14 protein-coding genes, 1 tRNA gene and 1 pseudogene are annotated in these 14,412 nt (G+C 64.8%); 8 read left to right on the top strand and 8 right to left on the bottom strand.

Features of this window, described 5'->3' with window-relative positions:
* Nucleotides 1–63 precede the first annotated feature (63 nt).
* Entirely contained in the window at nt 64–1,032 is a 969-nt protein-coding gene (locus tag IPK75_16020) for a nitronate monooxygenase (GenBank protein MBK8199856.1), read from the top strand.
* Between the two features lie 172 nt (nt 1,033–1,204).
* A tRNA-Leu gene (locus IPK75_16015) sits at nt 1,205–1,289 on the top strand.
* Between the two features lie 110 nt (nt 1,290–1,399).
* On the opposite strand, the gene IPK75_16010 is transcribed toward IPK75_16015, so the two are convergent.
* The 3 genes from IPK75_16010 to IPK75_16000 all read right to left on the bottom strand — a co-directional run bounded on the left by IPK75_16010 (nt 1,400) and on the right by IPK75_16000 (nt 3,728).
* Nucleotides 1,400–2,857: a DEAD/DEAH box helicase gene (locus IPK75_16010; GenBank protein MBK8199855.1), complete on the bottom strand. Its 1,458-nt coding sequence runs from the start codon at nt 2,855–2,857 to the stop codon at nt 1,400–1,402.
* A 276-nt stretch (nt 2,858–3,133) separates the two neighbouring features.
* Nucleotides 3,134–3,505 (bottom strand): hypothetical protein, encoded by a 372-nt coding sequence (locus IPK75_16005; protein ID MBK8199854.1) that lies wholly within the window; start codon nt 3,503–3,505, stop codon nt 3,134–3,136.
* Between the two features lie 37 nt (nt 3,506–3,542).
* On the bottom strand, nt 3,543–3,728 hold the full coding sequence (locus IPK75_16000) for a hypothetical protein (GenBank protein MBK8199853.1): 186 nt from the start codon (nt 3,726–3,728) through the stop codon (nt 3,543–3,545).
* Nucleotides 3,729–3,854: 126 nt separating this feature from the next.
* Between IPK75_16000 and IPK75_15995 the strand changes: the two genes are divergently transcribed.
* Nucleotides 3,855–5,315 carry an SUMF1/EgtB/PvdO family nonheme iron enzyme gene (locus IPK75_15995; protein ID MBK8199852.1) on the top strand — a complete coding sequence of 487 codons (1,461 nt, stop codon included), beginning with the start codon at nt 3,855–3,857 and terminating at the stop codon, nt 5,313–5,315.
* Nucleotides 5,316–5,335: 20 nt separating this feature from the next.
* Here the strand turns inward: IPK75_15995 and IPK75_15990 are convergent, their stop codons facing one another.
* The gene (locus IPK75_15990) at nt 5,336–5,929 is read right to left on the bottom strand and encodes a TetR/AcrR family transcriptional regulator (protein MBK8199851.1); all 594 of its coding nucleotides are present in this window, start codon (nt 5,927–5,929) and stop codon (nt 5,336–5,338) included.
* An 80-nt stretch (nt 5,930–6,009) separates the two neighbouring features.
* On the opposite strand from IPK75_15990, the gene IPK75_15985 reads away from it, so the two are divergent.
* On the top strand, nt 6,010–6,852 hold the full coding sequence (locus IPK75_15985; GenBank protein MBK8199850.1) for a metal-dependent hydrolase: 843 nt from the start codon (nt 6,010–6,012) through the stop codon (nt 6,850–6,852).
* A gap of 86 nt (nt 6,853–6,938) precedes the next feature.
* A complete protein-coding gene (locus IPK75_15980) occupies nt 6,939–7,955 on the top strand; it encodes a hypothetical protein (GenBank protein ID MBK8199849.1) in 1,017 nt (338 codons plus the stop codon).
* Here IPK75_15980 and IPK75_15975 read toward each other — a convergent pair.
* Nucleotides 7,952–8,542 carry a TIGR00730 family Rossman fold protein gene (locus tag IPK75_15975; protein ID MBK8199848.1) on the bottom strand — a complete coding sequence of 197 codons (591 nt, stop codon included), beginning with the start codon at nt 8,540–8,542 and terminating at the stop codon, nt 7,952–7,954. The genes IPK75_15980 and IPK75_15975 overlap by 4 nt on opposite strands.
* Nucleotides 8,543–8,647: 105 nt before the next feature.
* On the opposite strand from IPK75_15975, the gene IPK75_15970 reads away from it, so the two are divergent.
* Together IPK75_15970 and IPK75_15965 are read left to right on the top strand one after the other, a co-directional pair.
* A complete protein-coding gene (locus IPK75_15970) occupies nt 8,648–10,504 on the top strand; it encodes an ABC transporter ATP-binding protein/permease (GenBank protein MBK8199847.1) in 1,857 nt (618 codons plus the stop codon).
* A gap of 29 nt (nt 10,505–10,533) precedes the next feature.
* Nucleotides 10,534–11,442 (top strand): hypothetical protein, encoded by a 909-nt coding sequence (locus IPK75_15965; GenBank protein ID MBK8199846.1) that lies wholly within the window; start codon nt 10,534–10,536, stop codon nt 11,440–11,442.
* Nucleotides 11,443–11,455: 13 nt separating this feature from the next.
* Here the strand turns inward: IPK75_15965 and IPK75_15960 are convergent.
* Nucleotides 11,456–12,215: pseudogene (locus IPK75_15960) on the bottom strand (IS5 family transposase).
* Nucleotides 12,216–12,283: 68 nt separating this feature from the next.
* A complete protein-coding gene (locus IPK75_15955) occupies nt 12,284–12,487 on the bottom strand; it encodes a DUF2842 domain-containing protein (GenBank protein ID MBK8199845.1) in 204 nt (67 codons plus the stop codon).
* A 73-nt stretch (nt 12,488–12,560) separates the two neighbouring features.
* Here IPK75_15955 and IPK75_15950 point away from each other — a divergent pair, with 73 nt between their 5' ends.
* Nucleotides 12,561–13,610, top strand: a complete 1,050-nt coding sequence (locus IPK75_15950) for a COX15/CtaA family protein (GenBank protein MBK8199844.1) — start codon at nt 12,561–12,563, stop codon at nt 13,608–13,610.
* Here the strand turns inward: IPK75_15950 and IPK75_15945 are convergent.
* Nucleotides 13,582–14,349, bottom strand: a complete 768-nt coding sequence (locus IPK75_15945) for a hypothetical protein (GenBank protein MBK8199843.1) — start codon at nt 14,347–14,349, stop codon at nt 13,582–13,584. The genes IPK75_15950 and IPK75_15945 overlap by 29 nt on opposite strands.
* Nucleotides 14,350–14,412 lie beyond the last annotated feature (63 nt).

The following is a 14,412-nucleotide window of genomic DNA, read 5'->3' as shown; positions in this document are numbered from 1 at the left end:
CCGGTAATCTCTGCCCGAGTAAGCGGCGCCTTCCGCGCCTGACGGGTCATGGGAGCAAACCAGATGGTGAAGACACGGATTACGGAAATGTTTGGCGTCGAGACGCCGATCGTGATGGGCGGCATGACGGGCGTCGGGTATGGCGAACTGGTCGCTGCGGTGGCGAATGCCGGCGCGCTCGGCTTCATCACGGCGCACATGTTCAAGACCGGGCAGGAGCTGTTCGACGAGATCGAAAAGACCCGGAAACTCACCAAGAAACCCTTCGGTGTGAACCTCACGCTGCTGCCGTCGATCAACCCGATCCCGTATGATGAATACCGCGAGGCGATCATCGCGTCGGGCATCAAGATCGTCGAGACGGCCGGCCGCGCGCCGACCGATCACCTGCCGCGGTTCAAGGAACATGGCGTGAAGGTGATCCACAAGTGCACGTCGGTTCGCCATTCGGTTTCGGCCGTGCAGAAGGGCGTCGACGTGATCTCGATCGACGGCTTCGAATGCGCTGGCCATCCGGGTGAGGACGATGTCGGCCTGATCGTTCTGCTGCCTGCGACGGTGGATGCGGTGAACGTGCCCGTGATCGCCTCGGGCGGCATGGCCGACGGCCGCAGCCTGCTCGCCGCCCTCGCGCTGGGCGCCGAAGGCGTGAACATGGGCACGCGCTTCTGCGCGACGGTTGAAGCCAAGATCCACGAAAACGTGAAGAAGAAGATCGTCGAGAACAACGAACTCGATACCGTCCTCGTCGGCCGTTCGCTGCGCAACACGGCGCGGGTTGCGAAGAACAGTGTCTCGACCCAGGTGGCCGAGATCCAGAAGGACCCGACCAAGACCTTCGCAGACGTGAAAGAGCTGATGGCGGGCGTGCGCGGGCGCGAGAACGTGCTGCGCGACGGCCACATGGATGACGGCATCTGGACCACCGGGCAGAGCCAGGCACTGATCCACGACATTCCGACCTGCGACCAACTGGTGAAGAACATCATGAAACAGTTCGAGGAAGTCCGCGGCCGCGTTTCGAAGATGTAGGTCGGGCACCGGCGCCAGAATGAAAAACGGTCCGGCCCTGCGCCGGGCCGTTTTTTGTTGCAGCAGACGGGGTCGGGCAGGGCCGCAAGGGGCCCGACGGAATACACACCCTGCGTCTTTTCCCCGTTGACCTCGGCCCAAGCCAACCCTATTACCCCGCCCTCTACCCCGTGCGCTGATGGCGGAATTGGTAGACGCACTAGCTTCAGGTGCTAGCGCTGCAAGGCGTGGAGGTTCGAGTCCTCTTCAGCGCACCATTCACTCAAAACGGCCGCTCCGGGAAACCGGGCGGCTTTTTTCTTGGGGCCGAAGCAAAGCGCCCCGGCTTTGGGGCCGGGGCGCTGGTATTGGATTTGCGGAACGGGAATCAGGCGCCGGCGCGTTCCGGGCGGCGGGCGCGCTGGCCGTTCCCCTGGCTGGGGCCGCCGCGGCGGGGGCCGCCTTGGCCGCCCTGCTTGCCGCCACCCTGGCCGCCTGCGATCCTTTGGAAGTGGCCGCCGTTGCCGGCGGTACGCTCGCCGCTGGCCTGGGCGCGGCGTTCGCCGCCCTGTTGCGGACGGCGTTCACCGGTGGCCTGCTGGGGCCGGCGTTCGCCATTGCCCTCGGCGCGGCGATGACCGCCGCCCTGGCCGCGATGCTGACCTTGCGGTTTGCGGCTCTGCTGTTGCGGTTTGCGTGAACCCCGATCATCCGCTTCCGTCTCGCCAGCCGGGCGCTCGGCAAGCCGATGGCCGACGAGCTTTTCGATGGCGCGCAGGTAGTCGCGCTCGTCTTTCGAGACGAAGGAGATGGCAATGCCGGTCGCCCCGGCGCGCGCAGTGCGGCCAATGCGGTGGACATATTGCTCGGCCACTTCCGGCAGGTCGAAGTTGATGACGTGGGTCAGGCCGTCGATGTGAATGCCGCGCGCGGCGATGTCGGTCGCCACCAGCACCGGCACGCGGCCGTTCTTGAACGATTCAAGCGCACGCTCGCGCTGAGACTGGCTCTTGTTGCCATGGATGGCAACCGAGTCGATGTGCTCGGCCGCGAGCCGGCGCACCACGGCATCAGCGCCATGCTTCGTCCGTGTAAAGACGAGCACGGTGCGAACTTCAGGTTGGCGGATGGTCTGAGCCAGCAGGGCCTGCTTGGCGCCCTGTTCGACGAAGCAGATGCGCTGTTCGACTTTCTCGGCCGTCGTCGCCGGGGGCGCGACCGCGACCTCGGCGGGATCCTTCAGGAATTGCTGGGCGAGCGTGGCGACAAGCTTCGGCATCGTGGCCGAGAAGAACAGTGTCTGGCGCTTCGTCGGCACATGCTTTGCGATTGCGCGCAGGGCGTGGATGAAGCCGAGATCGAGCATCTGGTCGGCCTCGTCGAGGACGAGGACCTCGACATCTTTCAGGCCCACGGCGCGCTGGTCGATCAGGTCGATCAGGCGGCCAGGTGTGGCGATCAGGACATGTACGCCGCGCTCGAGCTTGCGAATTTGCGGGCCGATCTTGGCGCCGCCGCAAACCATCGCGATGCGCAGACCGAGGCCGGCGCCGTAGGTTTCAAACGACGTCGCAATCTGGCTCGCGAGTTCGCGGGTGGGGGCAAGCACGAGGACGCGCGCGCCCTTGTGCGGGGCGGGCGACTGGTTGCGCACCAGCTTGTCGAGGATCGGCGCGGCGAAGGCCAGCGTCTTGCCGGTGCCGGTCTGGGCAAGCCCCATGACATCGCGGCCCGACAGGATCAGCGGGATGGCGCGGGTCTGGATCGGGGTCGGGGCAGTGTAGCCGGCCGCGGTCAGCGCGGTTTCAACGCGCGGCGCGAGGCCGAAGGATTGGAAATTGGTCATGTGTACTTTCAAAAATGCAGTGCGCCCCGGCGCGGATGACGCGCTGGGAAGCGGGGTTCTAACGACCCGCGTGAAGAAGGGCGCCTTGGGCTGAATTCGTGTCTGTAAGGAGGGCCACGGCTGGGCGGATCAACCGCCGTGCCAGCTCACGCTGTCCCTGCAAGGCCGCCGAAGTGGCCCAGACCGCGGCGACATGGCCCCTATTCGCCGGAAAGTCAAAGGGTTTTCCACATTCGGAGTGTTTTGGCCGCCCGTCGCCCCTCTCTCCTGCGGCGATCAAAACAGGGCCGCGACCTGGCTGACCAGGCGCAAGGCTCCGATTCCGAAGATGATAAGGGCGGGGATGCCGATGAGATAGGTTTTAACTGACGAGCGCTTCATCACGCCGAAAGCCAGCGCCGAGAACATGAGCAGACCCAACACGGTAGCGATCAGTCCGACGCCCCAGATGCCGCCGAAGTTGAAGATGATCGCACCGACGATACCGAGTGTCGCATCGCTATCGGCTGACATTTCACGTTCCGCTCGTGCAATGGCGAGTTTGCGGATCCGGATCTTGTGCCCCAGATCCCTCTCGTCCTCGTCGTCGGAAGCCAGCAGGCGTTCAACTTCCTCGTCTGGAATCCGTCTGGCTTCCTGTATATCCATCAGGCCTGTTCCCTCTGAAGTGTCTTTTAGTCAGTGCTCAGGTTTCGGATTTGGCGCGCGCGACCGCGTCAGCGAGCGAGCGATGCGTGCTGACCCAGCGCTCTCCGCTCTTGGAGACCCGGTAAACCTGGTAGGTGTCCGACGTCATGACGCCCCCGTCGATGCGCCTCACCTCATATACGGCGTCGCGTCCGTAGAAGCGTTCGACCGTTTCCTTCGACATGGCGTTTCCTCCTTGCAAACCCGCTGGCCATTCCCCTGAATTCGGTTGACCAGATCAGGCCGCTTTGGTTCATTCAAACGACGGACCCGAAACCCGTCCGAAGTTCCTGCGCGCAAAGCCCGGAAAATGATGAAGAAATTTTTTCGGCCGCCGCCGGATGAGCGAGAAGATTTCTTCGGCTTGTTCCACACGTTGTGGGATCAAGGTGTCGGCAACCGGCTTCGCCGGGATAGTGTGTGCGGCGAGAAGTGGACTGCCGAATCCCTCTCGGCTGCGTTCGAAGATCACGGGCAGACTGTCTCGGAGCGGACAATTGAGGGCTGGCATAGCGGCGCGCATGTGCCGGGTCCTGACAATCTTCGCGCGTTGATCGCCATTGTGTCGGACGCGGCCACGCGGCCTGCGTGGCGCGATGCCTTACTGACATCGGCCCGTCGCGCGCGTCAGAGCCGGCGAGAGAGCGGAGGCACGAAGACCGAGCACACGTCGACGACGTCGCCGGTTTCTCATCATGCGGCGCCGGCCCCAACCCGCCGGTCCGCGCTGGCGGGTCTCGGCGCTGATCGCCTGGTCCGGATTGCCACCGTCGCCGCTGCCACAGCCGCTTTGCTCGGAGCCGGCGGCGTGGCTGTGGCTGAACTCGTTGCGCCGCGCGTCTCCGATCTCAGGTTTTGCGACGTCCAGCATTTTTCTGTTCGGGACCGCGTCTGCACCCGCAATTTCGAACATTTCGACTACGGCACAAAGCGCATTTACGTCAGCTTTCGCTTGCGCAACTGGCCCGATGACCAGAAATTCACACGCACCTGGTATCTCAATGGCGCCAGCGTGCTGGAGCGCAGCAGCCTTGCCGCGCCGCCATGGGAGGGGTGGACGTGGTATGGCTCTGCTGATCCTGAGCATCCCGATGCGGTTGCGGTGAAGCCTGGAATTTACACGTTGCGGGTACGCGCCGGAAAAGCGATCCGGGCACAGACGTTCGAGGTTGCCACACCGTCCGAAACCGAAGTGGGCATCCGGTTTCGCGATCCGTTCCATGGCGGCCGCGGCGATGGCCCTGAAATGGTCATTGCCACATTGCAACCGGAGAAAGGCGATCTGAAAAAGCACCGCATTGCTGTCAGCCGGTCTGAAATCTCGGTTGCCGATTGGCAGGCCTGCGTCGATGACGGCGTGTGTGAAGCAGCAAGCCAGCCTGCGGGAACCGATGCCAGGGCACCGGTCACAGACGTCAGCTGGGATCAGGCTTTCAGCTATCTGGAATGGCTCAACGAGAAATTGGCGATCCGGCCGGAGCGGTGGGACCGCTATACTCTTCTGACCGCCGCTGAATGGCAAAGCTTGGCATCTGCTGATACTCCCCCAGACATCCTTGGGCTGAGCAATGACATTGGGGAGTGGGTGTTCGATTGTGCCGGCGCTTCCGGAACCGGTGCCAGCGGTCCGTGCCCGGAGCGCCTGGTGCTGGGCACACCTGCCGGGCGCCTTCAAGCACCAACTGGCGAAAAGCGTGAGAGCACAGGATTTCGCGTTGTGCGGCGGCTTGATCCGCTCCGTGGCGCGGACTGGACTCGCGCGGACGACTGAAGGCCCGCGCAGACCCCGCGTCAGGTGGGGTCCATGCCGTCTTCCAGCAGCTTCAGCGCCACGGCGCGTGCCCGGCCTGCCGGTTTGCCGAGGAGTTCGCTGAGGGTGGGGCCGAACAGGCCGACGCCGATGGCGAGAATGACGCTGACGAGGATCGCATCCTCGAGCCGGGCTTCGTCGGCTTCCGGCGCGCCGATCTTCTGGCGGACGACGGTCTGCACGGCTTCGCGAACGGTGCGCAGGCGGCGCGACTCGTCGGTGAGTTCCAGCCAGGCGGCGAGGCGGGCCGCGCCCTTGGTCTCGAACGCGTCGAACAGGTTCTGCAAGGCAGCGGCCCGGGCTGCGCGCGGGTCAGCCGGCACGTCCATCGCGAGCAGGCCGGCGACCAGCGCGACGATCATCTTCTCCATCAGGGCGGCCTGCACGGCGTGGATGCTGCCGAAATGATGCAGGACCGTGGCATTCGCGACGCCGGCCTCGCGCGCCACATCCGCCAGCCGCAGGGATTGCGGGCCCTGGCCGACGAGCAGCCGTTCAGCCGCATCAAGGATGTTCTCCCGCGACGCCTCAGGCGAGCGGCGGATCCGGGCAGGGGTGTGTTTATCTATCGACATTTTTGTCAGTAAGTGCTAAATTGCCTTCAGATCAATTGAAAACGTATCCCGAAACTTGTCCATCCAGCAGGAAATCCGCGATGACCGGCAATCCCACGCCTGAAGATCTCACCATCAGCCCGCGCGACCTGCATTTCGACGTCAGCAGCGCGCGCACCGGTCATTGGCTCGACGGGGACCCTGTGGGCACCGCCATCATGAACACGCTGTCCCTGACCTTCCCGGACGGCGAGCGCCTGTTCATGGACGCCGTGCGTGCCTACCGGGACCAGCTGTCCGGGCGGCTGGCCAAGGATGCCCGCGACTTCATTGCGCAGGAAGCGATCCATTCGCGCGAACACCACCTGCTTAACGGCGTGATCGACCGGGCAAAGTATCCGGTCGCGCGCGTCGAGGAGCAGATCCGTGAGCGGATCGAATATTCCCGCGCGGCAGGGCCGATGCGGATGCTCGTCGCCACAATCTGCCTCGAGCATTTCACGGCCATGCTGGCCGACATGTTCGCCGCGCATGACGACATGTTCACCAAGACGCACCCGTCACTGAAGGACCTGTGGCGCTGGCACGCCATGGAAGAGACCGAGCACAAGGCGGTTGCCTATGACGTGTTCCTCGTCGCCACGAAGGAGTGGTCGGGCTTCAAGCGGTACATGCGCCGGTCCGTCGCGATGTTGCTGATTTCCTATTTCTTCAGCCGCAACATCACCACCTACGCTTCCTGGATGCTGGAAGCCGATGGCTATTCGCCGAAGGATGCCCGCAAGGCGGTCAAGGCCTTCCTCTGGAAAAAGCCAGCCTTCTTCGGACGGGGCTGGAAGATCTGGATCACCTGGTTCAAGCCGGGTTTCCATCCTTGGGACCACGACAACCGGGCGCTGATGGCCGAATGGCGCGAAGAGTTCAATCTCGTCGCTGCGGAGTAGGCCGCCCCGCCTGAATTCGACGTCTGGACACGGTGCACCGGCCGCCCTTACTTTCGCCATGTGGCTGGGGCATGAGGCCGTTCTGCATGATGTTTTCCCGGTTGCGCCCCGCTCTTTCCGCCCTGTGTGCCACGCTCGCCGTGCTGGCGCCGGGCTTTGCCGCCTCGGCGGATGCGCCGCCGCTCGATTCCGGCACCGGGCCGGCGCCCGTGTTCGACGCGACCAATCTGCCGCTTCGGCCGGGTGAACGCCTTCTGGCTACCGCCGACGGCGACTGTTCGGTCATCGTCTTCGCCCCGCATGACGGCCGCTACCAGCGATTCGCCAACTATTGGCAAAAGGCGCGGTGGATCGGTCCCTGCCGGTTCGGACTGGCGCATGGAGACGGGACGATCGCAGGCGTGGACGGCGACTGGAGTGTCGAGACGTCGATGCTTTACGGGATCGAAATCAATCCGGCCGAAATCACGAACTCCGTCGTCGGCCAGGACGGCGCCCTGTCGTGGACGTCATCGAACGGCAACCTGAACTTCTTCTCGGGCACCGCCTTCAGCGACCTGGCCACCAAGCGCTATGTCATCCGCGTCGAAAAGGAGCCCGCGCACGAGCTGGAACTCGGCGATCTCGTGGCGACCTGGTACGGGACCGACTATCTCGAACGCCATACATTCGATGCGGATGGCCGGGAGCGGACGATGAGCGTCAGCGCCTGGAACATCGACACCTATTGCGGCTTCGGCTTGCCGGACGAGTTCAAGCCGGTCGAGAAGGAAGTGAAGAAGATCTGCAAGAAGAACGGTGACAAGCATGTGCTGCTGCGCCGTGACGGTTTGGAGGCGGATCCCTGGGAGGATCGACCGATCACATGGGTGAAGGCCTGTGCCTACAACAAGGCGCGCAGGACCTATGATTGCGGCAAGCTGGTGAAGGAAGCGCTCGGCAAGGACGTCGGCGAGCTTGAAACCTTCCTCACCGATGGTGACGCGGCCGCGCGCAAAGTTGCGATGCAGGAAATCATCGACCGCTATGCGCCGCTGGAGGCCGCCTTTGCGCCGCCGGCGCTGGCGGAGGAGACGGCCGAGCCTGCGAGCGTCCAGCCCTAGCTGTCCAGCACCACTCGGCGCGCGTCCAGCGCCGACAGCGCCTCGCCCGGCGAGGTGGCGTGAACAAGGCTGCCGCGGAACTCCTCCGGGATGAAGCCGCCGGCAATGACATGCTCCATCAGCTCGAAGAAGGGAGCCCAGAAACCATCTTCGTCAAGGAAGGCCATCGGCTTCGCATGCAGGCCGAGCCGCGCCCAGGACAGGATTTCCACGGCTTCTTCCAGCGTGCCGATGCCGCCCGGCAGCACGATGAACGCATCCGCCTCGTCAAACATCATCATCTTGCGGGTGTGCATGTCGTCGACGATGCGGTGCTCGACCTCGGTGTAGATACGTTCTTTCTGGAGCAGGAATTTCGGCATGATGCCGAGGACTTCGCCGCCCGCGTCATGCGCGGCGCGGGCGCATGCGCCCATGAGGCCCACGCCGCCGCCGCCATAGACGAGGCGCAGCTCGCGGGCGGCCAGCTCCTTGCCGAGGGTTTCGGCGAGCCGGATGTACTTTTCGTTCACCGTGTTGGATGCGCCGCAATACACGCAGATCGAGACACGGCCGGAATTGGGTTTCGGAGATTTTATCGTTGTCATGACGCCACGTGATAGGGGGCGCCGGCGGGTTCGGCCAGACCGTTTCGCACGTATCCGGCCAGCGCGGGCGGCGAGCGGGTTCCGTTTTCGGACATTCCGCGCCATATGGCTTGGATGAGCCCACCGACCTCCGCCGATCCGGCCCCCGAAAACCCCGACCGTATCGACAGCGCCGATGGCGGGCTCTGGGGATCGATCACCCGCATCCTGCAGCTGCTCTGGCGACGGGAACTCGCCAAGTGGCGCCCGGTCATGGCGATTGCCGTAATCATCACGCTGCTCGCCTCGGTGCTGGAAGTGATCTCGCCGCTGGTGATGGGTCACGCCATCAACCAGGTCGCGCCCAGCGGCGGCGCCGCGGCCGATTTCGGCACGGCGCTGCTCTGGCTGTCCTACGGTCTCATCCTGCGCTTCCTCGCCGCCGGCTTGCCGCAGGCGCGCGACTGGCTGTTCGCGCCGGTCAGCCAGGATGCGCAGCGTGTGGCCAGTGTCGATGCCTTCGGCCATTCGCTCGGCCTGTCGCTGAACTTCCACCAGACCCGCCGCACCGGCGCCCTGAACCGCATCATCGAACGCGGGGCAGGGGCAATCGACTACCTCATCCGCTTTCTCGCCTTCAATATCGGGCCGACCCTGATCCGCCTGGTTCTGGCCTCGATCGCGCTCGGCGTCGCCTACGACATCCGCCTGTCGATGATCGCGGTCGTCACCATTGCGGTCTATGTGGTGGCCACCGTGATCATCACCGAATGGCGGGTTCGCCAGCGGCGGAAGATGAACGAGGCCGACACGCATTTCCGCGCGACCGCCGTCGACATCCTGACCAACTTCGAAACCGTCAAATCCTTTGCCGCCGAAGCGCGCGAGACTGGCCGGTTCGACAAGGCGATGGGCGAATACAACGTCCATTACGTCGACACCGTGCGCAGCATGTATGTGCTGAACACGGTGCAGGCGCTGGTGATGAACCTTGGCCTCCTCGCCGTGATGGTGCTGTCGGCGTGGAATGTCATCCAGGGCACCATGCAGATCGGCGACCTGACCGCCGTAATGCTGATGCTTCTGTCGCTCTATGCGCCGCTCAACATCCTTGGCTGGGCCTGGCGCGAGATCAAGCAGGGCGCTGTCGACCTCGAAAAGCTGCACGGCTTGCTCGCCATGGTGCCGGAGGTGCAGGACGCGCCGGGTGCCCGCACCCTCGACAAGCCGAAGGGCCGCGTCACGTTCGATCAGGTCTCCTTCAACCATGAAGGCCGGTCTGTCGGTGTACAGAACATCAGCTTCGATGTGCCCGCGGGCCGCAAGATCGCTTTCGTGGGCACGTCGGGTGCCGGCAAGTCGACGCTGCTGAAGCTGCTGTTCCGCTTCTACGACACCGATGGTGGCCGCGTGCTGATCGACGGTCAGGACGTGCGGGACCTCAAGCAGGATTCGCTGCGCGGCGCGCTCGGCCTCGTGCCGCAGGACGTTGTCCTCTTCAATGATACGATCCGCGCCAACATCGCCTATGCCCGCCCGGATGCTACCCAGGAAGAAATCCGCGATGCGGCCCGGCGCGCCCAGTTGCTCGACTTTATCGAGAGCCAGCCGGATGGCTGGAACACCCGCGTCGGCGAGCGCGGCCTGAAGCTTTCGGGCGGCGAAAAACAGCGCGTCGGCATCGCGCGCGTGGTGCTTGCCGATCCGGCGATCCTCGTGCTCGACGAGGCCACCAGCGCGCTCGACAGCGCCACCGAAGCCGCCGTGCAGGACGCGCTCGACCATGCTTCGGCGGGGCGCACGACACTGATGGTGGCACACCGCCTGTCCACCGTGATTTCCGCCGACGAGATCCTCGTTCTCGAAGCGGGACGTGTGATTGAGCGTGGTAACCATGCCGCGCTGCTGGCAAAAGGCGGCAAATATGCTGATATGTGGCAGCGTCAGGCCCGTAGCACGGATGCTGCATTGGCCGTGACCTGACACAACAACGCCGCGAAAGGAGCGATGAAATGTCCGACGAGATCGAACGCCGCTCCATGCCGTGGCTGAATATCGTGCTGGATTGGGAAAGCGTGGCGGCTGCCGCCGGCGCATTCCTGGCCGCCTTGTTGCTCGGCTGGATCTGGGGACCGCTGTTCTGGATCGGCTTCGCCGCGATGCTGCTTGCCCTCGCAGCCGGCCGCTGGTCGCGCCGCGCGCCGCCGGAAATCGCCGACGGGGTGGTCGCGCCCTGCGACGGCATTGTGCTCTCGATTGACCATGAGGAGCCGCCGACGGCCCTGCGCCTGTCGGCCAGCCGGTGCGTGCGGGTACGCATCGCGTCCTCACCGGTCTCGACCAACAAGCTCTATACGCCCATCGCCGGCGGTGTGGACCTGATCAGCGTGGCGCAGGGCGAACCCTCCGTGCCGGTCGCTTTCCGGCCCGACGATGACGGGCTGACGCGCGCCTATGTCGCTTTCGAAAGCGCGGGCGAGCAGGCGGGCCTTGCGCTCGCGACCGGCGGTTTCGGACCACGCATTGAGTTGTCGGTCGAGACCGGCGACGTCGTGCGTCTTGGACGCGCCTTTGGCACGCGCCGCCTGGGCGGCTGGTGCGACCTTTACCTGCCCGCCAGCCTGAATGTGCTTGTCTGGCCCGGCCAGACACTGGTCGGCGGCGAAACGGTCATCGGTCGCCTGCGCGCAGAAGACGACAGCGCGGTGATCATCGATGCGGTTGACGCCGTGATGCCCGAGGTGCGGCGCGAAGCGATGGCGCCAACTGCTGCTGCGGCTGCCGCGACGGAAGCGGCGGTCGAGGAAGAGGAAGTCTTCGACGATTATCCCGAGCCAGGCGAAGTCGAAGCGCCGGAAGATCCCGCCGCCATCTTTGCACGCTTGCGCGAAGCGGCGCGAAAGCATGGCGAGAGCGACTAGGGTCGGGACTCAATTAGGTCCACCATTCTATGGCTGCTGCGAGGCAGATTGCTGAGAGGAAGATGTCTGCGCGCTTGTCGTAGCGTGTGGCGATTCTCCGGAAGTCCTTTAGCCTGCAGAACATGCGCTCGATGCTGTTGCGGCTTTTGTAGGTCTTGCGGTTGTAGTTGATCGGCGTCTTGCGCGTGGCGGTAGAGGGGATGACCGCCTCAGCGTCCCTTTCCGCAAGCCAGTTTCTGAGGCGTCCGGCGTCATAGGCCTTGTCTGCGAGTAGTTTCCGGGGCGGCGCGATCATGCCGAGCAGATCCAGGGCCGGCGTCATGTCATGTATATTGCCGGGCGTCAGCAGGAAGGTCAGAGGCCTGCCTGAGGCGTCTGTCAGGGCGTGGATCTTGGTGGTGCGCCCACCGCGCGAGCGGCCGATGGCGTGATGGAAGGCCCCCCTTTAGCGCCGCCTGCAGAGCGATGGGCCTTCACATGGGTCGAGTCGATGCAGACCGTTCGGGTCCCGACAATGCCGGTCGAGCCGGTCAGGGTATAGAAGATGTCCCGCCAGATGCCCTGACGGCTCCACCGGTTGAAGCGATTGTAGATCGTCGTGTACGGACCATAGACCTCGGGGCAATCGCGCCACCGTGCGCCGGTCCGCAACATGTGCATGATCCCCGAAATGACCCGCCGGTCATCAACCCGGTGGGCGCCGCGCCGCCCCGAGGCAGCAACGGTTCGATACGGCACCAGGCCTCGTCATCCAGCCAGTAAAGATCACTCATCACAGCATCCTCCAGGGCGCAGTGAATCACATCTACCCGATCACGGGAATTCTAATTGAGTACGGACCCTAGTCTTCCTCGGGTTCCGCGTTAGCGTTCATCCATTTCAGGAGCGGGCGCAGCGGCAGGATCCAGAGCGTGCCCGCCAGCACATAGAACGCGATTTCAAGCGCGGCCGGCCAGCTGCCCGCCGCCGGGGCTACCATCGAGATGCCCCAGATCCAGAACGCCGCGAATGCGAGCATGCCGAGCGAGGCGACGATCTTGCGCATGCGGCGGTCCTTCACGGGCTGATGCGACGATGGCGCCTCTTGATTGCGCCGGTAGCCGGGTGATCTACCGCGCATGACCGCAAACGCAATTTCGCCTGTTGCCGCACGCTGGATCCGCGCCTGGCTCGTCCTCATCGGACTGCTCGTCTACGCGACGATCCTGGTCGGCGGCGCAACCCGGCTTACCGATTCCGGCTTGTCGATCACCGAATGGCGCCCCGTCACCGGTGCGCTGCCGCCGATGGACGCTGCCAGCTGGGCCGAAGAGTTCGAGAAATACCGCTCGACCACCCAGTACGCGCTGCAGAACCAGGGCATGTCGTTGTCGGAGTTCCAGTTCATCTACTGGTGGGAATGGGGCCACCGCCAGCTCGGCCGCTTCATAGGTTTCGTAGCCGCCTTCGGCTTCGCCGTTTTTGCCATCCGGGGCTGGCTCGGCAACGGCCTTGCCTGGAAGCTGCTCGGGCTGATCGCGCTCGGAGGCCTGCAGGGCGCCATCGGCTGGTGGATGGTGTCCAGCGGCATGGGCGACACGACCCGGGTTTCGGTCGCGCCTTACCGGTTGATGACCCACTTCAGCCTGGCGCTGCTGATCCTCTGTTTCACCACCTGGCTCTGGCTTTCGCTCGGAGACCGCCCGCGGGAGGCTGCGCCGGGCCGCGCCCGGTGCGTGGCCGTGGCGCTGCTGGCGCTCGTGTTCGTCCAGATGGCGGCCGGGGCACTTGTGGCGGGGCTCGACGCCGGGCGCACATATAATGACTGGCCGCTGATGGCGGGGGAGCTGATCCCGTCACATTATATACAGGCTGACCTTGGTATCCGCAGCTTCTTCGAAGGCCGCGCGACAACCCAGTTCAATCACCGCATCCTGGCCTACACGTTGCTGGCAACCAGCCTCGCGGCCGCCTGGCGCTACCGGGCGACCGCGCTGTCGCGTGAATTCAACGCGCTGGCAATCCTCGTCACGGCGCAGGCGCTATGGGGTATCCACACGCTCCTGAACGCCGCGCCCCTGTACCAGGCGCTGCTGCACCAGGCGCTCGGGGTGATTGTCACGCTGGCCGCCGTCCATCTCGTCTGGCGGGCCTCAACGCCTATTCATCCCCAACCGGCTCCAGCGTGATCTCGCTCGGGTCGATGAACACGACCTGGCTTTCGCCGGCCGCATTCTCGCCCGCAACCACAACGACGCCGCCCGGAAAGCCGCCGGCGGGAAGGGTGCCCAGCGCCGTGATCGCGGTCGGGTTACGGGGCGCCTCGATGGTGATGCCATCGCGGATGGCCACATCGGTGTTGGTCATCCCGAAGTCGGTGGAGATGCGCAGTGGCTTGCCGGATTCGAGTGACAGCAGCGCCGACAGGTCGCCGCGCGTCAGCGGCGCCGAATCTGCCGCTGCAGACGAGACCAGTTGCCCGCCCGCAAACACGCAGGACGCGACTGGGATGGTGGACGGCGTTGCCGCTTCCGGCGTCCAGGCGAGGTTGCCGTCTTTCTCGGTCAGCAGGCCGGTGGTCAGTTCCATCGAGTTGACCACGGTCCAGTAGGCAATCCGCATCAGGCCCTGGGTGCCGGCGTCCCCTGTGCAGAGGCCCGCGACCGAGCGGTCTTCGGGAATCGGCAGGTCGATCTGGGTCGGGGCCAGCAGGCCGGGGCTGTAGATGTAGCCCTTCAGCTCGCCGCTGTCGGTCACCCCGGGAAACAGGGTGATCGGGGCGTCACCAATGGTGGTCGAGCGCCCGTCCGCCACGGCTCTCAGGCGGAACAGGGCCGGCTCGCCGATCCGCTCGCCTTCCATGTCGAAAAACTCGAGGCCGCCGCGTTGATACGCCACCGCCAGCACGGCGCCCCCGCCCGTGGACATCGCCACGTCCTTTACGGGGCCCGACAGGGGACGGGTTGACCAGACGGCCGGAAGCTCCAATCC

The organism is Acidobacteriota bacterium (assembly GCA_016712445.1).
GTDB lineage: Bacteria > Pseudomonadota > Alphaproteobacteria > Caulobacterales > Hyphomonadaceae > Hyphomonas.
Note: the sequence above shows the minus strand (reverse complement) of the source record. Positions and strands in the feature narration are given on the sequence as shown.